General features: G+C 66.7%; 17 protein-coding genes. 9 read left to right on the plus strand and 8 right to left on the minus strand.

What is annotated here, in order from left to right; genetic code table 11:
• The first annotated feature begins 495 nt into the window (after positions 1-495).
• The 9 genes from AC25M7_RS11870 to AC25M7_RS11910 all read left to right on the plus strand — a co-directional run bounded on the left by AC25M7_RS11870 (position 496) and on the right by AC25M7_RS11910 (position 12,867).
• Positions 496-1,455 carry an AAA family ATPase gene (locus AC25M7_RS11870; protein ID WP_011532987.1) on the plus strand — a complete coding sequence of 320 codons (960 nt, stop codon included), beginning with the start codon at positions 496-498 and terminating at the stop codon, positions 1,453-1,455.
• Between the two features lie 4 nt (positions 1,456-1,459).
• Positions 1,460-2,404: a DUF58 domain-containing protein gene (locus AC25M7_RS11875; protein WP_028692928.1), complete on the plus strand. Its 945-nt coding sequence runs from the start codon at positions 1,460-1,462 to the stop codon at positions 2,402-2,404.
• Positions 2,401-2,895, plus strand: coding sequence for a DUF4381 domain-containing protein (locus tag AC25M7_RS11880; RefSeq protein ID WP_307942184.1), 495 nt, complete (start codon positions 2,401-2,403; stop codon positions 2,893-2,895). Before AC25M7_RS11875 ends, AC25M7_RS11880 begins: the two co-directional genes overlap by 4 nt.
• Positions 2,888-3,964, plus strand: coding sequence for a vWA domain-containing protein (locus AC25M7_RS11885; RefSeq protein ID WP_028692926.1), 1,077 nt, complete (start codon positions 2,888-2,890; stop codon positions 3,962-3,964). The genes AC25M7_RS11880 and AC25M7_RS11885 overlap by 8 nt, the downstream gene beginning before the upstream one ends.
• Entirely contained in the window at positions 3,961-5,679 is a 1,719-nt protein-coding gene (locus tag AC25M7_RS11890; RefSeq protein ID WP_247283357.1) for a vWA domain-containing protein, read from the plus strand. Before AC25M7_RS11885 ends, AC25M7_RS11890 begins: the two co-directional genes overlap by 4 nt.
• A complete protein-coding gene (locus AC25M7_RS11895; RefSeq protein ID WP_028692924.1) occupies positions 5,676-7,301 on the plus strand; it encodes a BatD family protein in 1,626 nt (541 codons plus the stop codon). Before AC25M7_RS11890 ends, AC25M7_RS11895 begins: the two co-directional genes overlap by 4 nt.
• 96 nt (positions 7,302-7,397) lie before the next feature.
• Positions 7,398-8,636: an exonuclease SbcCD subunit D C-terminal domain-containing protein gene (locus AC25M7_RS11900; protein ID WP_236180364.1), complete on the plus strand. Its 1,239-nt coding sequence runs from the start codon at positions 7,398-7,400 to the stop codon at positions 8,634-8,636.
• Positions 8,633-12,277 carry an SbcC/MukB-like Walker B domain-containing protein gene (locus AC25M7_RS11905; protein ID WP_486971094.1) on the plus strand — a complete coding sequence of 1,215 codons (3,645 nt, stop codon included), beginning with the start codon at positions 8,633-8,635 and terminating at the stop codon, positions 12,275-12,277. The genes AC25M7_RS11900 and AC25M7_RS11905 overlap by 4 nt, the downstream gene beginning before the upstream one ends.
• Positions 12,274-12,867, plus strand: coding sequence for a glutathione S-transferase (locus AC25M7_RS11910; RefSeq protein ID WP_028692921.1), 594 nt, complete (start codon positions 12,274-12,276; stop codon positions 12,865-12,867). Before AC25M7_RS11905 ends, AC25M7_RS11910 begins: the two co-directional genes overlap by 4 nt.
• Before the next feature lie 157 nt (positions 12,868-13,024).
• Here AC25M7_RS11910 and AC25M7_RS11915 read toward each other — a convergent pair whose 3' ends face one another.
• From AC25M7_RS11915 to AC25M7_RS11950, 8 genes are all read right to left on the minus strand, one after another.
• The gene (locus tag AC25M7_RS11915) at positions 13,025-13,201 is read right to left on the minus strand and encodes a hypothetical protein (RefSeq protein ID WP_167388412.1); all 177 of its coding nucleotides are present in this window, start codon (positions 13,199-13,201) and stop codon (positions 13,025-13,027) included.
• A 282-nt stretch (positions 13,202-13,483) separates the two neighbouring features.
• Entirely contained in the window at positions 13,484-14,614 is a 1,131-nt protein-coding gene (locus AC25M7_RS11920) for a lactonase family protein (protein WP_028692920.1), read from the minus strand.
• Positions 14,580-14,870: a DUF5629 family protein gene (locus AC25M7_RS11925; RefSeq protein ID WP_062363857.1), complete on the minus strand. Its 291-nt coding sequence runs from the start codon at positions 14,868-14,870 to the stop codon at positions 14,580-14,582. The genes AC25M7_RS11920 and AC25M7_RS11925 overlap by 35 nt, the downstream gene beginning before the upstream one ends.
• Before the next feature lie 107 nt (positions 14,871-14,977).
• The gene (locus AC25M7_RS11930) at positions 14,978-17,371 is read right to left on the minus strand and encodes an efflux RND transporter permease subunit (RefSeq protein ID WP_028692918.1); all 2,394 of its coding nucleotides are present in this window, start codon (positions 17,369-17,371) and stop codon (positions 14,978-14,980) included.
• Positions 17,368-18,384 carry a WD40/YVTN/BNR-like repeat-containing protein gene (locus AC25M7_RS11935; RefSeq protein ID WP_028692917.1) on the minus strand — a complete coding sequence of 339 codons (1,017 nt, stop codon included), beginning with the start codon at positions 18,382-18,384 and terminating at the stop codon, positions 17,368-17,370. The genes AC25M7_RS11930 and AC25M7_RS11935 overlap by 4 nt, the downstream gene beginning before the upstream one ends.
• 292 nt (positions 18,385-18,676) lie before the next feature.
• Positions 18,677-21,334, minus strand: coding sequence for an aminopeptidase N (gene pepN, locus AC25M7_RS11940; RefSeq protein WP_486971095.1), 2,658 nt, complete (start codon positions 21,332-21,334; stop codon positions 18,677-18,679).
• Between the two features lie 13 nt (positions 21,335-21,347).
• Complete coding sequence (locus AC25M7_RS11945; protein ID WP_486971096.1) at positions 21,348-22,178, minus strand: DUF2797 domain-containing protein; 831 nt, start codon at positions 22,176-22,178, stop codon at positions 21,348-21,350.
• A complete protein-coding gene (locus AC25M7_RS11950) occupies positions 22,175-22,435 on the minus strand; it encodes a YeaC family protein (RefSeq protein WP_011532970.1) in 261 nt (86 codons plus the stop codon). The genes AC25M7_RS11945 and AC25M7_RS11950 overlap by 4 nt, the downstream gene beginning before the upstream one ends.
• Positions 22,436-22,444: the final 9 nt, after the last annotated feature.

Below are 22,444 nucleotides of genomic sequence, written 5' to 3' on the forward strand. Positions count from 1 at the left end.
CGCTGAACGCCCCATCCTGGGGCGCAGCGCTTGACGGGCATCCATGCCCGTCACCTCCCTCCGCAAGAACTCCGCTCGGCCTCCTGAAGTCGCAATTGGTGGCGCCTGAACTATTGCGCACTTAGAAGCAAGATCAAGATCAAGATCAAGATCAAGATCAAGATCAAGATCAAGATCAAGATCAAGATCAAGAAATATGAATCACCTGCAGAGCAGGAAAACATCTGTGGGTGAGAGTAGGCGCCGCGTTACGTGTAATGACTACCCCTCAAAGCGACCACCGTCAACAGACAATGAAGCGCACACCCAGCAACCCCATCCAACACCTGTAACAGACTTCCCTGCCACGATAGGTTCCCACTGCCTCACCTCTATCCTTTACACGATTTTTGCAAACCGCCATTGGTCGCCACCCCCCCGGATGGATTAAAGTATCCCCCCTCGCCCGGCAAGCGCCCTCAGCGCGCCAGGGCCCATCCCCAGGAACCGCCAACGATGGAACACCGTGAAGCGCTGATCGCGCTGCGCACCTTTCTCTCCTCCCAGATCCTCGGCCAGGAAAAACTGGTCGAGCGCCTGCTGATCGTGCTCCTGGCTGACGGCCACATGCTGGTCGAAGGCGCCCCGGGCCTGGCCAAGACCAAGGCCATCAAGGAGCTCGCCGAGGGCATCGAGGCGCAATTCCATCGCATCCAGTTCACCCCCGACCTGCTGCCCGCCGACATCACCGGCACCGAGATCTACCGCCCGGAAACCGGCAGCTTCGTGTTCCAGCAAGGACCGATCTTCCACAACCTGGTGCTGGCCGACGAAATCAACCGCGCCCCTGCCAAGGTTCAATCGGCGCTGCTCGAAGCCATGGCCGAGCGCCAGGTCAGCGTTGGACGCAGCACCTACGAGTTGTCGCCGCTGTTCCTGGTGATGGCCACGCAGAACCCGATCGAGCAGGAAGGCACCTACCCGCTGCCCGAGGCCCAGCTCGACCGCTTCCTCATGCACGTCAAAATCGGCTTCCCAGACGCCGCGGTGGAGCGACGCATCCTCCTGCAAGCCCGGGGCGAGGCACTGGGTGGCGAGGTGAAGCCCGAGCGCCGGGTCAGCCAGCAGGCCATCTTCGCCGCCCGCAAGGAAATCCTCGGCCTGTACATGGCAGATGCCGTGGAGGAATATCTGGTGCAGCTGGTCATGGCCACCCGCACCCCGGCCAAGTTCGACAGTGAGCTGGCCGACTGGATCGCCTACGGCGCCAGCCCCCGCGGCTCAATCGCCCTGGACCGTTGCGCACGCGCCCACGCCTGGCTGGCCGGGCGCGACTTCGTCAGCCCCGAGGATATCCAGGCAGTGCTGTTCGACGTGCTGCGCCACCGCATCATCCTCTCGTTCGAGGCCGAGGCGGCCGGGGTCGACCAAGACCGCGTGGTCCAGCGCATCCTCGACGTCGTCGCCGTCGCCTGACCCCATGCCCACCTCGCAGTTGGCCGAACCCGGCATCCGCATCGGCCTGGCCGACCTGATCGACATGCGCCACCGCGTGCGTGAGATCCAGTTGTTCTCCCGGCCCGGCCAGCGCAGCCCGCTGGTGGGCCTGCACCACTCCAAGCTGCGTGGCCGCGGCGTGGACTTCGACCAGGTGCGGGTCTACCAGGCCGGTGACGATGTGCGCAACATCGACTGGCGCGTCACCGCGCGCACCCAGGAGCCGCACACCAAGCTTTTTCACGAAGAGCGCGAGCGGCCGATCTTCATCATGGTCGAGCAGAGCCAGCGGCTGTTCTTCGGCTCCGGGCTGATGTTCAAGTCAGTGCTGGCGGCCCAGGCCGCGGCCCTGTTCGGCTGGGCGGCGCTGGGCCACAACGACCGTATCGGCGGGCTGGTGTTCGGCGACAGCGAGCCCCACGAGATCAAGCCGAGGCGCAGCAAGCAGAGCCTGCTGCAACTGCTCAACCGCCTGGCCAAGGTCAACCAGGCCCTGCACACCGAGGCCGTGCCACAGCCCGACAGCCTGGGCCTGGCCCTGCGCCGGGCACGCGAGGTGCTGCGCCCGGGCAGCCTGGCCATCGTCATCTGTGACGAGCGTGCCCTGAGCGCCAGCGTCGAGCAGCACCTGGCGATGCTGTCGCGTCACTGCGACGTGCTGCTGATGCCGGTCAGCGACCCGCTCGACCATGCCCTGCCCGCCGCCGGCCTGCTGCGTTTCGCCCAACGCGGCGCGCAACTGGAACTCGACACGCTGGATGCCAACCTGCGCCAGGCCTACCGCCAGCAGGCCGAGGCGCGCATCGAGCGCTGGGAACTGCTGGCGCAGAAGCTGCGGGTGGTGCTGATGCCGCTGAGCACCCAGAGTGAGATGATCGAGCAATTGCGCGAATACCTGAACGCGCAGCGTCCCGGGAGCGCCAAATGAACCCCCTGGATCAGTTGCAACCGCTCATCGCACCGCCGGCCATCAGTCTGTGGCCACCGGCCCCAGGCTGGTGGCTGTTGCTCGCCTTGCTGCCATTGCTCGGCTGGGGCCTGTGGCGCCTGCGCCACTGGCGCCCAGGCAAGCGCAAGGTGGTGCGCGCCGAACTGCCGCTGGACCCGATTCGTGTCGAGGCCCTGGCCGAGCTGGCGCGCCTGCCACGCCCCTATGACGGCGCGCCGGCCGGCGCCTGGCTGCAGCAGATCAACGCCCTGCTCAAGCGCCTGTGCCGCAACCACTATCCCGGCGCCAACAGCCACACCCTCAATGGCCGGCAGTGGCTGGCGTTTCTCGACAACCGCTGCCCGGCCGCCGGCCTGACCCGTTGGATGGTACTGGTCGAAGGCGCCTACAAGCCCGAGTGCAAGCTCGACGACAAGGCCATCGCCGGGCTCACCCAGGCGGTCGAAACCTGGATCCGCAAGCATGTTTGAACTGGCCTGGCCGTGGATCTTCCTGCTATTGCCGCTGCCCTGGCTGGCGCGCTTGGCGCTGCCTGCCGCCGACAGCGGCGAGCCGGTGCTCAAGGTGGGCTTTCTCGACGAACTCGAAGGCCTGGCCGGGCGCCGCGCGCGGCTGAACCTGCCAACCTGGCGCCAGCAGGCGCCGTTCATCCTGATCTGGCTACTGCTGTTGCTGGCCGCCGCCCGCCCACAGTGGCTGGGCGATCCGCTGCCGGTGTCGGCCAGTGGCCGCGACCTGCTGGTGGCAGTGGATGTGTCGGGCTCCATGGACTTCCCCGACATGCAGTGGAAGGACGACGAGATCAGCCGTCTGGACCTGGTCAAGGCGCTGATGGGCGACTTCCTCCAGGACCGCCAGGGCGACCGCGTCGGCCTGATCCTGTTCGGCAGCCAGGCCTACCTGCAGGCCCCGCTGACCTTCGACCGGCGTACCGTGCGCACCTTCCTCGACGAGGCGCAGATCGGCATCGCCGGCAAGAACACCGCCATCGGCGACGCCATCGGCCTGGCGGTCAAGCGTCTGCGCCAGCGCCCGGCGCAAAGTCGGGTGCTGATCCTGATCACCGATGGCGCCAACAACGGCGGGCAGATCCACCCACTGACCGCCGCCCGCCTGGCCGCCCAGGAAGGCGTGCGCATCTACACCATCGGCATCGGTGCCAACCCTGAGGCCAGCGGCACGCCGGGCCTGCTCGGGCTGAACCCGAGCCTGGACCTGGACGAAGCCTCGCTCAAGGAAATCGCCGAAATTACCCACGGCAGCTACTTCCGCGCCCACGACGGCGCCGAGCTGAACGCCATCGGCGACACCCTTGACCAACTGGAACCGGTGGCCCAGCAGCCGACCCAGGCGCGCACCGCCCACGCGCTGTACGCCTGGCCGCTGGCCCTGGCGCTGCTGCTCAGCGTGCTGCTGGTGGTGGCCGTGCAGTGGCCGGACAACCTGCTGCAACGCCTGCTGCGCAAGCCACGCTTCCTGCAGCCCCACCCGGAATGGCGCCAGCGCCTCAAGCGCCTGCGCCTGAGGAGGCGGCGATGATCGAACTCTGGCCCCAATGGCTGCGCCCGCTCTGGCTGCTGGTGCTGCCCCTGCTCGGCTGGCTGCTGTTCAAGCTCTGGCATCGGCGCAAGCGCGCCGGGCGCTGGCAGTTGATCCTGCCGCAGCCGTTCCACGCGGTCTTGCTTGGCGGCGGCAGCGGCAGCACCAGCAAGCTGCCGTGGATCGCCCTGGGCCTGGCCTGGCTGCTGATCGTCCTGGCCCTGCTCGGGCCGAGTTGGCAGCGCCTGGAAGAAACCCGCCAACGCCCGGCCGACCCGCTGGTGATCCTGCTCGAACTGACGCCGCAGATGCTCGCCGAGGACAGCACGCCGAACCGCCTGGAACAGGCCCGGCGCAAGATCCTCGACCTGCTTGAGCACCGTCGCGACAGCCAGACCGCGCTGATCGTCTACGCAGGCTCCGCCCACACCCTGGTGCCGCTATCCGATGACCTGGGCACCACGCGCAACCTGCTTGAGGCCGTCGACCCGTCGATCATGCCGCAGCCCGGCCAGCGTGCCGACCTCGCCGTGCACAAGGGCCTGGCCCTGCTCGCCCAGAGCGGCCTGGGCCAGGGCCGCCTGCTACTGATCGGCTCGTCGCTGAGTGAACCGGAGCGCGAAGGCATTCGACAGGCCCTCGGGCGCCAAGGCCCAAACCTGCTGATGCTGGGCGTCGGCAGCGCCGAGGGTGCACCGGTACGCCAGGCCAACGGCGAGTACCTGAAGGACGACCAGGGCGGCATCCTCCTGCCACGCCTGGACAGCGCCTCGCTGAAAAGCTTCATCGGCTCGACCGGCGGGCGCTACCGCCATGCCCGCATCGACGACCTCGACCTGCGCGGCCTGGGCTTGTTCGACAACCCGCGACTGTTGCACAACGATGGCCAGACCCTGCAACTGGACAGCTGGGCCGACCAGGGCTACTGGCTGCTGTTGCCCCTGCTGCTGCTAGCCGCCTGCGCTGGCCGGCGCGGCTGGTTGTTCTGCCTGCCGCTGCTGCTGGCCTTGCCGCAACCGAGCCAGGCCTTCGAATTCAATGACCTGTGGCTGCGCCCCGACCAGCAGGGCCAGCGCCTGCTGGAGCGGCAACGCCCGGCCCAGGCGGCCCGCCACTTCGAGGACAGCCAGTGGCGCGGCATGGCCCTGTACCAGGCCGGCGATTTCGAAGGCGCCGCCGCCGCCTTCGCCCAGGCCGGCACAGCGGCCGCCCACTACAATCGGGGTAATGCCCTGGCCCGCGCCGGGGAACTGGAGGCGGCGCTGGACGCCTATGAACAGGCCCTGGAACGCCAACCCGACCTGAAGGCGGCACTGGACAACCAGGCCCTGGTCCAGCAACTGTTGCAACAACGCCAGGCCAGCGCCGAGACCCAACCGAACAACGCCGATGCCCAAGGCACACCCGGCAGCGAAACCGAAGGCAACAGCAGCTCGACCAGCAGCCAGGCCCAGGGCACGCCAGGCAGCGACGAACAGGCCCAGGGCCAGCAGAACGGCGACAGCCAGGGCAACACCCAGGTCCCGCCCGGCGCTGCCGGCGGCGATGACGACAGCCTCACCCAGCCGCCCCAGCGGCCGCTCTCCACCAGCCTCGACGCCGAACAGCGCCAGGCCCTGGAGCAATGGCTGCGGGAGATCCCCGACAACCCGGCGGAACTGCTGCGGCGCAAATTCTGGTACGAACAGCAATTGCATCAGGAAACCCCACGATGAGTCGCCTCGGCGTCTTTCTCCTAGGCCTGCTGTGGAGCCTCGCGGCCCAGGCCGAACCGATCCTGCAGGCCAGCGTCGACCGCACGCGCCTGGAAGCCGGCGAAACCCTGGAACTCACCCTCGAGAGCCAGGACGTCACCCAGTTCGGCAAGCCCGACCTGCGCTCCCTCGAGCCCGACTTCGAGGTGCGCGGCACGCGCCAGCTCAACAGCTTGCATACCCTGGACGGCGAAACCCGCGCCAGCACCCGCTGGATCATCACCCTGCTGCCCCGGCGCAGCGGCAGCCTGCGCATTCCCGAGCTGCAGCTGGGCCAATCGCGCAGCCAGGCCATCGAACTGCAGGTGCAGCAGGCCGACAGCCAGCGCCCGGACGCGGCTGCGCAGGTGTTCGTCGAGGCCACCCTGGACAGCAGCGAGGTCTATGTCCAGGCCCAGGCCGTGCTGACCCTGCGCATCTACCATTCGGTGGCGCTGTACGACGACAGCAGCCTCAGCCCACTGCAGCTGGAAAACGCCAAGGTCGACCCGCTGGGCGAGTCGCGCACCTACGAGAAGGACATCAACGGCGTTCGCCACGGGGTGATCGAGACCCGTTATGCGATCTATCCGCAACAGAGCGGCAGCCTTGAAGTGCCGCCGCTGCGCTTCACCGCCACCGCCGCCGACAATGGCGAACAACCGGCCGGCACGCCGCGGGTCGGCCGCCAGGTGCAGGTCAGCTCGCTGCCGCTGCGTCTGACGGTCAAGCCGATCCCGGCCAGCTACCCAGCCGACCGCCCTTGGCTGCCGGCCCGCAGCCTGACCCTGGAAGAACACTGGAACCCCGACCCGGAGCGCCAGCCGACGCAGATCGGCGACTCGCTCACGCGCAACATCACCGTGCGCGCCGAGGGCCTGTCGAGCACCCAGTTGCCGCCACTGCCGGCCACCGAAGCCGCCGGTCTGCGCCGCTACCCCGACCAGCCGCTGCTGCGCAACGAGATCGGCGAGCGCGGCATGGTCGCCAATCGCGAAGAGCGCGAGGCGCTGGTGCCGACCCACGCTGGCGAGCTGGCCTTGCCGGCGCTGGAGGTGACCTGGTGGAACACCCGCGAAGACCATCTGGAGCACAGCAGCCTGCCGGCCCGCACCCTGAACGTGCAGGACAACCCGGCGCTGAGCGCCGACACCCCGGCCGGCGACGGCAACCTGAGCCCCGGCCCGCTCTGGCCCTGGCAACTGGCCACGCTGGTCCTGGCCCTGACCACCCTGCTCGGCTTCACCCTGTGGTGGCGGGCCCGCTCGCAACCGGCGGTGCTGCGCGCGGCACAGACCGGCCCGAGCCCGCGCACGCTGCTCGATGACCTCAAGCGCGCCTGCCAGGCCAACGACCCGCAGGCCACCCGCCAGGCGCTGGACGCCTGGGCCCGGCAGCAGCCGGAAACCCTGGCCGAGATGGCGGCGCGCTTCGTGCCGTTGTCCGATGCGCTGGATGGGTTGAATGGCGCGTTGTACAGCGAGAGCGGGCAATACTGGCACGGCGACGAGCTGTGGCGCGCGATTGGCGCGATTCCGCCGGCTGAGCAGGTGCTGGCGCCGTCGGGCGAAGCCGGCAGCTTGCCGCCGCTGTATCCCAAGTAGCCTCATCGCGGGGCAAGCCCGCTCCCACGGCCCCGCGATGAGTTACCATAGCGCCCTAATCCAAACGCCCCCTGCCGCTCACCCAACGGATCTTCCATGCGTCTGTTTCACACCTCCGACTGGCACCTGGGCCAGAGCCTGCATGGCCAGGAACGCGATTTCGAACACGCCTGTTTCATTGACTGGCTGCTCGGCCAGCTGCGCCTGCGCCAACCCGACGCGCTGCTGATCGCCGGCGACATCTTCGACACGGTCAACCCGCCGGTCAAAGCCCAGGAGCGTCTCTACGACTTCATTGTCCAGGCCCACGAGCAACAGCCCAAGCTGGATATCGTGATGATCGCTGGCAACCACGACTCCGGCTCGCGCATCGAGCTGCCGGCGCCACTGATGCGCCGCCTGCGCACCCACGCCCTGGGCCGGGTGCACTGGCTAGACGAGGGCCAGCTGGACACCGAACGACTGCTGATCCCGTTGACCAACGCCCGGGGCAAGGTCGGCGCCTGGTGCCTGGCCCTGCCCTTCCTGCGCCCCGCCGAAGTCACCGGCCCCGCGCTGGGGGACGACTACCTGCAGGGCATCAACCAGGTCCATGAGCAACTGATCGCCGCGGCGCAGAAGAAGCGCAAGAAAGACCAGGCACTGGTCGCCATCAGCCACGCGCACATGGCCGGCGGCAGCATCTCGGAAGACTCCGAGCGCAGCCTGATCATCGGCAACGCCGAGGCCTTGCCGGCCAGGCTGTTCGACAAGGCCATCAGCTATGTCGCCCTCGGCCACCTGCACAAGCCGCAGAAGGTCAACCGCGAAAACCGTATCCGCTACAGCGGCGCGCCGATCCCGTTGTCGTTCGCCGAGATCAACTACCCGCACCAGATCCTGGAGGTGGAGCTGGACGGTGCCGAGCTGGTCAGTGTCGAGCCGCGTCCGGTGCCCCGCGCGGTGGCCCTGCAACGGGTCGGGCCGGCGCCGCTGGGCGAATTGCTCGAACAGCTCGGGCAACTGCCGGTGATCGACCTGCTCGAAGACCCCAACCGCCAGCCCTGGCTGGAAGTGCGGGTGCGCCTGGACGAGCCGCAGCCCGACCTGCGCCAGCAGATCGAAGGCGCCCTGCAGGGCAAGGCCGTGCGCCTGGTGCGCATCAGCGCCGAATACGCCGGCAGCGGCCGCGCCGAGGACGACGAGCACGCCTTCGTCGAGCTGGCCCAGATGACCCCGCAGGACCTGTTCGGCCGTGCCTGGGAGCAGGCCTATGGCAACCCCGCCGACGACCAGGCCCTGGCCGATTTCGCCGAATTGCTGCAGGACGTCCTGCAAGAGGAGGAGCAGGCATGAAGATCCTCGCCATCCGCCTGAAGAACCTGGCCTCGCTGGCCGGCCCGATCGATATCGACTTCACCGCCGAGCCCCTGGCCAGCGCCGGCCTGTTCGCCATCACCGGCCCCACCGGCGCCGGCAAGAGCACGCTGCTCGACGCCCTGTGCCTGGCGCTGTTCGGCAGCGTGCCGCGCTTGAACGACATCGCCCGGGAAGCCAAGGTCCCGGACGCCGATGGCGAGATCCCCACCTCGGATCCGCGCAACCTGCTGCGTCGCGGCACTGGCAGCGGCTTCGCCGAGGTCGATTTCGTCGGCATCGACGGCGGCCGCTACCGCGCCCGCTGGGAAGCCAACCGCGCTCGCGAAAAGGCCACCGGCAAACTGCAGAACAGCCGCCAGAGCCTCTACGACCTGGACAGCGAGCAACTGCTGGGCAGCGGCAAGAACGAATACAAGCAACTGGTCGAGGCGCGCCTGGGCCTGAACTTCGAGCAGTTCACCCGCGCGGTGATGCTGGCCCAGAGCGAATTCGGTGCCTTCCTCAAGGCCGACGACCGTGAGCGCAGCGAACTGCTGGAAAAACTCACCAACACCGCGATCTACACCCGCCTGGGCCAACGCGCCTTCAGCAAGGCGCGGGAAACCGGCGAGGTTCACAACGACCTGAAGAAGCAGGCCGAGCACCTGCTGCCAATGGAAGCCGAAGCACGCGCCGCCCTCGACCAGGCACTGGAACAGGCCCAGCAGCAGCTCAAGGCCGAACAGGCGCGCCAGCGCCAGCTGGAACAGCAGCGCACCTGGTTTGCCGAACAGCAGCGCCTGCAGGCGCTGCACAGTGAAGCCGGCACGGCCCTGCAAAACGCGGAACACGAGTGGCAACAACTGGCCGAACAGCGCGTCGACCTGCAACGCCTGGAACGCCTGGCGCCCCAGCGCCACCAGTTCCACCGTCAGCAGCACCTGGCCGCGCAACTGGCCCCGGTACTGGCCGATATCGACCAGCAACAGCGCCAGCACACCGAACTGCAGCAACACACCGACGCGCTGCAGCTGGCCCTGGAAACGGCCCGCCAGCACCTGATCGAGCACCAGGCCCTGCACGGCGAAAACGCCCCGCGCCTGCGCCAGGCCTTTGCTGCCCAGGGCGACCTGGCGCGCCTGGACAAGGAACTTGCCGAGCAACGTGAAGCCTGCACCCGGGTCGAACAGGAAGTCGGTACAGCCCAGCAGCAACTGCTGCAGCTGGAGGACAGCCAGCAGCGCAGCCTGCAACAACTGGCTCGGATCGACAGCGCCCTGGCCGAGAGCGAAGCACTCGGCAGCCTGGCCGACGCCTGGCAAGCCTACCTGCCGCAGCTCAAACAGGTGATGCTGATCGGCGGCCGCCTGGCCAAGGGCCGCGAAGAGCTGCCCGGCCTACAGGCCCAAGCCAGTCAGGCCAACGCCCAACGGCAAGCCCAGCGCGAGCATTTCGAGTTGCTGTTCCGCGAGGCCGGGGCCGAACCCCAGGCGCTGGCCGAGCAGATCGACCTGCTCGGCGCCATGCTCCAGGACAACCGTAAGCAGCAACGCGCGGTCGAGGAGCTGTCGCGCCTGCATGGCCGCGAAATGGAACTGCGCAACGGCCTCGATGCGCTGCGCGAGCGCCAACAATTGGCCATGCAGCAACGCCAGCAACTGATCGGTGAAGGCACGGCGGCCAAGGCCGAACTGGAGGGCGCCGAGCAGGCGCTGACCCTGACCCGCCAGTTGCTCGAGCGCCAGCGCCTGGCCCGCAACACCAGCGTCGAGGAACTGCGCGCCCAGCTGCGCGATGGCGAGCCCTGCCCGGTGTGCGGCAGCGCCGAGCATCCGTTCCATCAGCCCGAAGCGTTGCTGCACAGCCTCGGGCGCCACGACCAGGCCGAGGAAGCGGCGGCGCAGCAGCAGGTCGAACAGCTCAATACCCGGTTGGTGGAGCTGCGCACCCAGCTGGGCGTGGTCAACGCCCAGCTCAAGGATTACCAGCAGCAACAGCAGCAGTTGGGCGAGCAGCTGCAGCCCGTCCTCGAGCAGGTCCAGGCCCATGCCTTGTGGCCAGCGCTGGCGCCGCAGGACGACAGCGGCCGGGGCAAGTGGCTCGACGGCCAGTTGCGCCGCCTCGGCGACGAGATCGACCGCGACGAGAAACGCCAGGGCGCCCTGCTCGCCCTGCAAAAGGACGCCGCGCGCCTCACCCAGCAATTGCAGGCCGCAGGCGAAGCACAGCAACAGGCCCAGCGCCACCTTGACCAGCAGCACCAGGCCCTGGCCGCCGACGAGCAGCAACTCGCGCAGGCCCTCGAAAGTCTCGAAAGCGTGCTGCCCCCGGACATTCTCCAGGCCCTGCGCGACGACCCGGCCAATGCGTTCCTCGGCCTCGACCAGCAGATTGCCCAACGCCGTCAGCAACTCGACCTGCGCAAGGACGAGCAGGAAGAACAGCAGGCTCGCCAGGTCCAGCTGGACAAGCAGCGCGATCAGCAACAGGCGCGCCTGCACAGCCAGCAACAGCTGCAACAGAAGCTTGCCGTGCTGGACGAACAACGCCGCCAGGCCCAGGCCACCCTGGGCGAACTGCTCGGCGATCAGCCCAGCGCCGAAGCCTGGCAGCAGCACATGGACACCCAGCTGGAGCAGGCCCGCGCCGCCGAGGCAGACAGCGCCCGGCAATTGCAGGCGCTGCACACACAAGGTGTGCAACTGGCCGGCGAACTCAAGGCCAACCAGCAGCGCCAACAGGCACTGGAGCAGGAGCACCAGCAGCTGCAGGGCGAAATCGCCCAGTGGCGCAGCGAACACCCGGAACTGGACGACGCCGGCCTCGACCGCCTGCTGGCCATCGACGACAGCCAGGTGGGCGAGCTGCGCCAACGCCTGCAGGCCGCGGAAAAAGCTGTCGAGCAAGGCCGCGTGTTGCTAGGGGAGCGTGAACAGCAACTGCAGCAACACACCGCACAAGCCCACGGCGAACTGTCCGTCGAAGCGCTGGAAACCGCCCTCGCCGAGCTGGCCGTGCAGCTGTCAGCCCAGGAGCAGCAATGCGCTGAGCTGCGCGCCCAACAAGCCGAGGACCAGCGCCGGCAACAGGCCAGCCAGGCCCTGGCCGAACAGATCGACCAGGCCTACCAGCAATGGCAACGTTGGGCACGCCTGAATGCATTGATCGGCTCGGCCTCGGGCGATGTGTTCCGCAAGATTGCCCAGGGCTACAACCTCGACCTGCTGCTGCACCACGCCAACAGCCAGTTGCGCCAGCTGGCCCGGCGATATCGCCTCAAGCGCGGCGGCAGCGCCCTGGGCCTGCTGGTGCTGGACACCGAGATGGGCGACGAGCTGCGTTCGGTGCATTCGCTGTCGGGCGGCGAGACCTTCCTGGTGTCGCTGGCCCTGGCCCTGGGCCTGGCATCCATGGCGTCGAGCACCCTGCGTATCGAATCGCTGTTCATCGACGAAGGCTTCGGCAGCCTCGACCCCGAGTCGCTGCAACTGGCCATGGACGCCCTCGACGGCCTGCAGGCCCAGGGGCGCAAGGTGGCGGTGATCTCCCACGTGCAGGAGATGCACGAGCGCATTCCGGTGCAGATCCAGGTGCGCCGCCAGGGCAATGGCCTGAGCGACGTGCAGGTGTGCGGGTGATCCTCTACTCGTTCCGCCGCTGCCCCTGGGCCATGCGCGCGCGCCTGGCCCTGCGCTACGCCGGCTGCGACGTACAGGTCCACGAGGTGAAGATGAAGGAAAAGCCGGCCGAGCTGCTGGCACTGTCGCCCAAGGGCACGGTGCCGGTGCTCGATACCGGGGATGCGGTGCTGGAGGAAAGTCTGGACATCATGCGCTGGGCGCTGGCCCGACATGACCCCGAGGACTGGCGCCTGCAGGCAGACCCCGCCGCCGCGCGGCAGGCCGAAACGCTGATCGCGCGCAACGATGGCACCTTCAAGGCGCAAGTGAACTTGTACAAGTACGCCGAGCGCTACCCCGAGCACACCCGGGCGCACTACCGCGCCCAGGCCGAGCCTTGGCTGGCCGAGCTGGAACGTCTGCTCGAAGGCAGACCCTATCTGCTGGCCGCTCACCCAAGCCTGGCCGACGCCGCCTTGCTGCCCCTGATGCGCCAGTTTGCCGGGGTCGAACCCGAATGGTTCACCGAGGCGGCTTATCCGCGGTTGCGCAGCTGGTTGCAGGGCTGGCTGGCATCGCCGCTGTTCAAGGCCGTGATGGCCAAGTGAGACAGCGTGTCGCTCAAAGCGCCAGGATCGGCGCGGACATCAACAACAGCACTACCGCCGTGATACGCCACATCATGCTCTGCCCCTTTGGCGAGTCAAAAATTTAGCGTCAAATTAAATCACATGGCGTTGTGCTATTACCAATGGCTTTACACACTCAATTGGCATGCTTGCTCAGGGCGGCGTGGAAATGCGCGCTCTGCTGCAGGTATTTCTGGGTGTAGCTGTGGGTGTTGGACGCCTTGGCGCTTTGCTCCAGCTGGGCGTGGGCCGGCAGTACGACGGAGGCGGAGATGGCGGAAGCGGCGATGACCGGGAAGAGATTGAAGTTCATGTGGGCTGACCTCGACTTCGGTGGTTGACGTTGGCCCCTCGGGGGCCTTGGGTCAAAACTTACGCCGATGGACTCGACCACTGAAATTCATTGCAGCAGTAGCGATTATCACGCCTATCGATAATTGGAAGCCCCCCTGTGGGAGCGGCCTTGCGTCGCGAAAGGGCCGCACAGCGGCCCCGGCGATTCTTGCGTCAACGCTGAAATTCTGGGGCTGTTACGCAGCCCATTCGCGACGCAAGGCCGCTCCCACAGGGGGCGAGACAACCCGGCGGAGGATGATCACTCCAGAAACTTGAGGTCCGAAGGCGCCTGCTGGGGCAGTTTCTGCACCGTATCCCCCAACTTGCCGCTGCGCGGGTCGCGGCGCATGACCACGATCTGGTTGCTCTTCTGGTTCGCCACCAGCAGGTAGTTGCCATCCGGGTCGAGGGCAAACTCCCGGGGATGGTCGCCTTCCACCGAACGGCGCTGCAGCAGGGTGAGCCGGCCATCGTCCTTGCCCACGGCATACACCACGATCTCGTTGGCCGTGCCACGATTGCTGACATAGAGGAAACGCCCATCGGCCGACAGGTGCAGGCCGCCCGCGGCCTTCGCCGCGAAGTCCTTGCTTTCGGTCAGCGGCAGGCGCTGGCGCTCGGTCAGCGCGCCGTCCTGCACATCGAACACCACCACCTCGGCGCTCATCTCCAGGGTCAGGTAGGCATGCCGGCCCTTTGCGTCGAACAGCAGGTGACGTGGGCCGCTACCTGGTGGCAGTGTCACCGAGGGCGGGATCGCCGGGCTCAGCGGATGCTCGGGGCTGGCGCCGTCATAGCGGTAGATGAACACCTTGTCGGCGCCCAGATCGCTGGCGTACAGGTGGCGGCCATCGGGCGACAGCACCAGCGAATGCACATGGGCACCGGCCTGGCGCTCGGGATTGACCTGGCTCGGCGCATGCCGGGCCTGCTGCACCACCGGCTTGAGCTTGCCGTCGCGAGCCACCGGGATCACCACCAGGCTGCCACCGGGGTCGGGGGCTACGGCGTAGTTGGCGACGAACAGGTAGCGCTGGTCGTGGCTGAGGCTGGCGTGGGTCGGCTCGTCACCCTCGCTGGGCACCTGGTTCAGCAGCTTGATCTCGCCCTGCTTGCCTAGCGAGAAACCGCTGACCTGGCCCTTGGGTGTTTCATTGACCGCGAACAACTGGCGCCGGTCGGCAGACAGCACCAGCCACGAAGGGCTGACGCTCTTGACCACCTGCCGGGGCGTGGCGTCGATCTGACCGGTGCGGGCGTCGAAGTCGTAGCGGTAGATCCCTTCGCTGCCATTGTCGGTGTAGCTGCCCACCAGCAACGTGGCGGCCTGGGCGTTGACTGAAAACGCCATGAGGCTAGCGCTCAGCAGGTGGGTCCATTTCCTGTTCATCGTCTTCTTCATCCGGGGCACGAAAAGCACTCATACAGACTAGACGATGCTCGCCTTCGTCACTGGCCAGGCTCCAGTCGTCGCCCGCGCCGGTGGCGGCGGCGACCTGGTCGGGGGTGAAGGACCAGCGACGCAGCAGGCGGCCGTCCATGCATTCGATGGTGAGGCCGGATGCGTCGAAGGTGAAGTCGAAGGCGTGCAGGCCATCGATCAGGAGCATGTCGCAGGATGCGAGGGCGGTGGCGAGGGTGGTCATGGAGGCACCGATTGAGAAAATGGCCGCCATTATACGCATCGCGGGGCAAGCCCGCTCCCACGCCATGTAGGTAGTGGGAGCGGGCTTGCCCCGCGATCAGGCCCAGGTCAGTGAGCGAAGATCGAGCCACCCTCCTTGCCCGCCAGTTTCTCCGGCTTGATCAGGAACCGCGCCAGCGCCGGCAGCAGCCACAGGGCGCCGAACATGTTCCACAGCAGCATGAAGGTCAGCATCAGGCCCATGTCGGCCTGGAACTTGATGGCCGAGAAGATCCAGGTGCACACGCCGATGGCCAGGCACAGGCCGGTGAACAGCACCGCCTTGCCGGTGGAACGCAGGGTCTCGTAGTAGGCCTCCTGCAACGGCAGGCCGGCACGCAGGAAGCTCTCCAGGCGGCTGTAGATGTAGATGCCGTAGTCCACGCCGATGCCCACGCCCAGCGCCACCACTGGCAACGTGGCAACCTTCACGCCGATGCCCATGAACGCCATCAAAGCGTTGCCCAGCACCGAGGTCAGCACCAGCGGCAGGACGATGCACAGCGTCGCGGCGAACGAGCGGAAGGTGATCATGCACATCACCGCCACGCAGATATAGACCAGGATGAGGATGGTCAGCTCGGCCGACTTGATCACCTCGTTGGTGGCCGCCTCGATGCCGGCGTTACCCGCCGCCAGGAGGAACTGCAGGCCTTCCTTGTTGTGGCTGTCGGCAAAGGCCTTGGCCGCGGCGGTGACCCGCTCCAGGGTCTCGGCCTTGTGGTCGTTGAGGAACACCAGCACCGGCGCCAGCGAGCAGTCGGCGTTGTACAGGCCGTCGGCGCGGGCGATGGAGTTGTTGAGGATGTCCGGGTTGCGCGACAGGGTCTCCCATTTCAGGCTGCCCTCGTTCATGCCCTTGATGACCTGTTTCGACACGGTCACCAGGGAGATGGTCGACTGCACCCCCGGGGTGTTGTCCATGGTCCACATCAACTCGTCGATCGGCGCCATGGTCGAGTGGATCGAGCAGCTCTCGGCCGGGGTCTTGACCATGATCACCAGCACGTCGGAACTGGTCGAGTAGTTGCTGATGATGAAGCTGTTGTCCTGGTTGTAGCGCGAGTCCGGGCGCAGCTCCGGCGCGCCCTGGTCGAGGTCGCCGATCTTCAGGTTCTGGCTGTACCAGAGGCCGCCAACGAAGGCCAGCAACGCCAGTACCACCGACACCGGCGCTACCTTGGCACTGGCGAAGTTGGACAACAGGCGCCAGAACGGGTGCTCGCGGGTGGCGTCCTTCTTGCTGCGGGCGATGGCCTTCTGGCTGATGCCGACGTAGCTGATCGCCACCGGCAGCAGGATCAGGTTGGTGAAGACGATCACCGCCACGCCGATCGAGGCGCCGATGGCCAGCTCGCGGATCACCCCGATGTCGATGATCAGCAAGGTGATGAAGCCCACGGCGTCGGCGAGGATGGCGATCATCCCCGGCAGGAACAACTGGCGGAAGGTGCGCCGCGCCGCGGTCAGGGCGTTGTCGGCGTCGCTGGACTGCAGGGCGATGCCGTTGATCTTCTGCACCCCGTGCGAGATGCCGATGGCGAAGATCAGGAACGGCACCAGCATCGAGTACGGGTCCAGGCCAAAGCCCACCGCATGCATCAACCCCAACTGCCAGACCACCGCCACCAGGGTGGTGATGAGCACGGCGATGGTGCTGCGGATGCACCAGGTGAACCAGTACAACAACGCCCAGGTAATCACCAGCGCCACGCCGAAGAACATCGCCACCATCACCAGGCCGTCGATCAGGTCTCCGACCTTCTTGGCGAAGCCGACGATATGGATCTTAACGTTGGGGTTCTGCGCCTGGAACTTGTCGCGGATCTTCTCTTCCAGCTGGTGCGAGAACTGCTGGTAGTCGAGCTTGACCTGGCGCCCCGGGTCCTGCGGGTCGGGGTAGCTTTCCAGCAGCGGGATGTCGATGATGCTGGACTTGAAGTTGTTGGCCACCAGGCGCCCGACCTGGCCGGACTTGAGCACGTTGTCGCGCAGCGTGTCGAGGCTGTCCTGGGAGCCGTTGTAGGTGTTGGGAATCACCTCGCCGCCGGAAAAGCCTTCTTCGGTGACCTCGCTCCAGCGCACGCTGGGGCTCCACAGCGACTTGAGGCCGGCGCGGTCGACGCCGGGGATGTAGAACACCTCGTCATGGATCTGACGCAGGGTCTCCATATAGTCCTTGTCGAAGATGTCACCCTTGGTCGACTCCACCGACACACGCACGGTGTTGCCGAGGTTGGCCAGGTCGTTGCGGTGCTCGAGCATCTGTTCGATGAACGGATGTTGCAGCGGAATCATCTTCTCGAAGCTGGTGGACGGGCGAATCTGCGTGGCCTGCCAGAACAGGAAGATGCTCACCAGCACGCAGATGGCGATGACAATGGGACGGTTGTTGAAGATCAGGCGTTCCAGCAGGGTGGCCTTGTCCTTGTGCTGCATGTCGAAACTCTCCCGGCTGGTCATGGACGCGCCTCCTGGGTACCGTCGGCCGAGGCCAGGTGCACGCCCCCTTGCCCGACCAGCAGCAGACCGCCACCGCCCAGGCCGCTGACGCCCGACAGGGCGATGCGATCGGCGCGGTTGCGCACGCTGAAAGTCTGCCCGTCATCATGGCTGCGCAGCACGCTGCCGCCGTTGCCGACCAGCACCAGGCTGCCGTCTTCGAGAAGCGTAGCGCTTGCCAGGCCGAATTCGAGCGGGCCGCGCTCGGCCTTGAGCTCGATCGGCTGCCAGCTGTCGCCGAAGTCGGTGGAGCGGAACAGGTTGCCGCGCAGACCGAAGGCCAGCAGGGTGTTGGGCTGGGCGGTGCCGATCACGCCGAACAGCGAGCCCTCGTAGGGGCCTTGGACCTTGGTCCAGCTCTGGCCGGCGTCGCTGGAGCGAAACATGCCGCCCTGCTCGCCGACGATGAACAGGCCGGCGTCCTTCACCAGAGTGATGGCGTTGAGGTGCAACTGGTCGGGGTTGTCCAGACGCTCGGCGACATCCTGCCAGTGCTGGCCGCCATCGAGGGTTTCCAGCAAGGCACCGTAGGCGCCCACGGCGAAGCCGTGCTGCGGGTCGAGGAAACGCACATCGAGCAAGGGGGCTTCGCGGGACAGGTCTTCGAACTGCTTGCTCCAGGTCGCGCCGCCGTCGCTGCTGGCGAGGATCTGCGCGTCATGGCCGACGGCCCAGCCGCGCTTGTCGTCGAGGAAGAACACGGCGGTGAGCAGTTGCCGGGTGGGGACCCGGGCCTGGGTCCAGGTCTTGCCCTGGTCGTCGGAGAACAGGATGTGGCCGCGATCACCGACCACCACCAGGCGCTGCCCGGCGTGGGTGGCGCCGATCAGCAGGCTCTGGCTGGCCTTGGCCGACTCCACCGAGTATTCCTCGACGGCCACCGCCGCCAGGACATGCCCGGAACCGATCCCCAGCGTCAGCGCCAGCATAGCGCTGGCCGCCAGGCTGTAGCGTGCCCTTGGCCGCTCTCTCATGACTGCCCCCTGTTGTGTTCTTGTGGTGGGTCAATCTATTGCCAGGCACTGCGAAAACCCTGTTCCAGAGCCCTGGAATAGCTTCGAGCCATCGTATCGGGGTTGTTCGGCGAAACACAACGAGCGGGACGTTATGTTTTGTTAACCACGAGAACAATTGGGGCCGCCTTGCCGCCCATCGCGACGCAAGGCCGCTCCCACAGGATATGCGCCAGTTCTGCCCTGGCGCCATCCCTGTGGGAGCGGCCTTGCGTCGCGATGGGCTGCGCAGCAGCCCCAATGTCTACCAGGCTTACGCCAGGCTCTTGCTCACCACCTCATACACATCGCTGGACAGCGCCCCGGACGCGAGAATCCGCTCCAGCTCGCCCTTCATCAGCGCCTGGCGCTTGTCGTCGTACTTGCGCCAGCGGGTCAGCGGGGCGAGTTGACGCGAGGCGATCTGCGGGTTCAGCGCGTTGAGCTCGATCACCAGGTCCGCCAGGAAGCGGTACCCCGAACCATCGGCGGCGTGGAAGTTGACCAGGTTCTGACCGGCGAAGGCACCGACCAGCGCGCGCACCTTGTTCGGGTTCTTCAGGGTGAAGGCCGGGTGCTGCATCAACGCCTGGACCCGCGCCAGGCCACCCGGCAGGGTGCTGGCCGCCTGTACGCTGAACCACTGGTCCATGACCAGCGGGTTGTCCTTGAAGTGCTCGGCGAAGGCTTCCAGCGCCTTGGCCCGCTCCGCCTCGAACGGCGAATTGACCAGCACCGCCAGGGCGGTGAGGCGCTCGGTCATGTTGTCGCAGTGCTCGAACTGTTCCAGGGTCGCCTCGAGCACCGGCGCCTTGGCGGTCAGCATCAGGTACGACAGGGCGATGTTCTGCAGGCTGCGGCGGGCGAAATGCTCGGCCGAGGCCACATAGGCGGTCTTGCGCGAGACCTCGCGGTTGGCCTGGTAGCGCGCCCACAGGGCGTCGAACAGCTGCTCGGCGATCTGCTGGCGGGCGAACTCGCGGGCGGCGTGGATCGCATCGACATCGGCCACCTGGCTGATCTCGGTGAGGTACGCCTCGCCCGGCAGCGAAAGCATCTCGGCGACCATGGCCGGGTCCAGCGCCTGATTGCCGAGCACGGTGCCCAATGCAGTGATCAGGCGCTGGTCGAGCGTGAGCGCTTCGCCCCGCTGGTGCTGGCCGATCAGCTCCTGCAGCACCTGTACCGACAGCTGCTGGCCCGCTTCCCAGCGGTTGAAGCCGTCGCTGTCGTGCTGCATGAGGAACATCAGCTGGTCACGGTCGTACGGGAAGCTCAGCTTGACCGGCGCGCTGAAGCCGCGCAGCAGCGACGGCAGCGGCTTGGCCTTGATCCCCTCGAAGGTGAAGGTCTGCTCGGCCTCGGTCACCGACAGCACGCGGCTGCTGCCGACGGCCTGCGCCTCGCCCACCAGGCGCAGCGGCAGGTCGTTGCCATCGGCGTCCAGCAGGCCCAGGGCCACCGGGATCACGAACGGCAGTTTCTCGACCTTGTCCGGGGTCTGCGGGCAGCTCTGGCGGAAGGTCAGGCTGTAGGTCCGCGCGGCGGCGTCATAGGCCTCGCTGACTTCCAGGCGCGGCGTGCCGGCCTGGCTGTACCAGCGCTTGAACTGGGTCAGGTCGACGCCGTTGGCGTCTTCCATGGCCTTGATGAAGTCGTCGGTGGTCACCGCCTGGCCGTCGTGACGCTCGAAGTACAGGTCGCTGCCCTTGCGGAAGCCCTCGGCGCCCAGCAGGGTATGGACCATGCCCACGACCTCGGCGCCCTTCTCGTACACGGTCAGGGTGTAGAAGTTGGAGATCTCGATGAAGCTCGCCGGGCGCACCGGGTGGGCCATGGGGCCGGCATCCTCGGCGAACTGGTGGGTGCGCAGGTAGGCGACATCCTCGATGCGCTTGACCGTGCGCGAGTTCATGTCGGCGCTGAACTCGGCGTCGCGGTACACCGTGAAGCCTTCCTTGAGCGACAGCTGGAACCAGTCGCGGCAGGTCACGCGGTTGCCCGACCAGTTGTGGAAGTACTCGTGGGCGACCACGCCCTCGACCCGCTGGTGGGCGGCATCGGTGGCGGTCTCGGCGCGGGCCAGCACGCAGCTGGAGTTGAAGATGTTCAGGCCCTTGTTTTCCATGGCGCCCATGTTGAAGTCGTTGACCGCGACGATCATGAAGATGTCCAGGTCATACTCACGACCGTAGACTTCCTCGTCCCAGCGCATGGACTTCTTCAGGCTAACCATGGCGTGGTCGCACTTGTCGAGGTTTTCCGGCTCGACGTAGATGCGCAGGGTCACGTCGCGGCCTGACTGGCGAACGAACGTGTCTTCCTTGCACCAGAGGTCACCGGCCACCAGCGCGAACAGGTAGGCCGGCTTCTTGAACGGGTCTTCCCAGGTCGCCCAGTGGCGGCCGTCCTCGCCCGGGCCGCTGCCGACCGGGTTGCCGTTGGACAACAGCACCGGGTAGCGATGCTGCTCGGCGATCACCGTGGTGGTGAAGGTGCTCATCACGTCGGGGCGGTCGAGGTAGTAGGTGATCTTGCGAAAGCCCTCGGCCTCGCACTGGGTGCAGAACATCTTGCCGGACTTGTACAGGCCTTCCAGCGCGGTGTTGCTCTCCGGGTGGATCTTCACGCTGGTGTCCAGGGTGAAGCGCTCGCCCTTCGGCTGCACGGTGAGGCTGTCGTCGTCGAGCTGGTAGTCGTTGGCGCCCAGCGCCTGGTCGTCCAGCTGCACGCTCAGCAGTTCCAGGTGCTGGCCATCGAGCACCAGCGGCGGCAGGCCGGCGCCGCGCTCGGGGTTGCGGCGCATGACCAGCTGCGCATGGACCAGGCTGTGGTCCTCGAACAGTTCGAAGGTCAGGTGGGTCTCGTCGATCAGGTACTCGGGGGCCTGATAGTCCTTGAGGTAGATCACTTGCGGTTGTTCGGTACGCATGGTGACGATCCTTTTACTGGAGCACGGCCAGCTGGTAGGCCGTGTACTTGCGAATGTTGATCACGCCGGTGTCGAAGATCAGGTACTGGCCCTTGATGCCCAACAGCGTGCCTTCCACGACCGGGTCCTTGTCGAGGTTGAAGCTGACGATCTTTTTCGGGTAGGCCTCGACCGGGTAGCGCATCTGCACCACCTCGGCGTCGGGCAGCGGCTGGATGGCCTGCAACCCAAAGCGCTCCTGCAGGCCGCGAATGCCGTCGGCGCAGGCGTCGAAGATCTGTTCGCGGAAGGCCGGCAGGTCGAGCACCTCGGCGTCGCCCTTGAGCAGCGCGCGCCAGTTGGTGCGGTCCGGTACCTGGCTGCGCAGCACGTCCTCGACCAGCCCGGATTGCTGGCGGGTGGCCACGCGCATGATCGGCAGCGCCTGGCTGGCGCCCTGGTCGAGCCAGCGGGTGGGCAGCTGGGTGGCGCGGGTGATGCCGACCTTGATGCCCGACGAGTTGGCCAGGTAGACCACGTGGTCGGTCATGCAGAACTGCTCGCCCCACGAAGGCTCGCGGCAGGTGCCGGCGTCGTAGTGGCATTTCTCCGGGGCCATGATGCACACATCGCACTGGGCCAGCTTGGTCATGCACGGGTAGCAGTATCCCTGGCTGAAGCTGGTCTTGGTGCGTTTGCCGCAATGGGTGCAATGGATCGCCCCGAGGTATTCCAGACGGATCGACTGGCCGATCAGCGGATTGACCGGCACCTCGGCGTCATCCAGGCGGAAACTGTATTGAACGACCGGTGCGTCCAGGCGTACCGCCATCTTGCTCAAAGAGCCACGAGCGAGTTCGATCAATGTACCGAGTCCGACTTGAACAGGATGTTGGCGATCGGCGCCGACTTCGAGGCGCACTCCTGCGGGCCCATGTAGCCGGTACGCTGCTCTTCGGGGAGGTTCTTCATCTCCCAGGCGATCACCGCCTGCAGCGACAGTTCCTTCTGTTCGGCGGTCAGCTTGCGGCCGTCGGACCATTTGCCGATCTCCACGGCCGTCTTCAGGCTCTCGTAGATCTCGGGGGTGATGTTTTCGATCATTTGCGCGAAAGTGGACATGCTGTCTCC

Source organism: Pseudomonas sp. P106(2024), assembly GCF_057480815.1.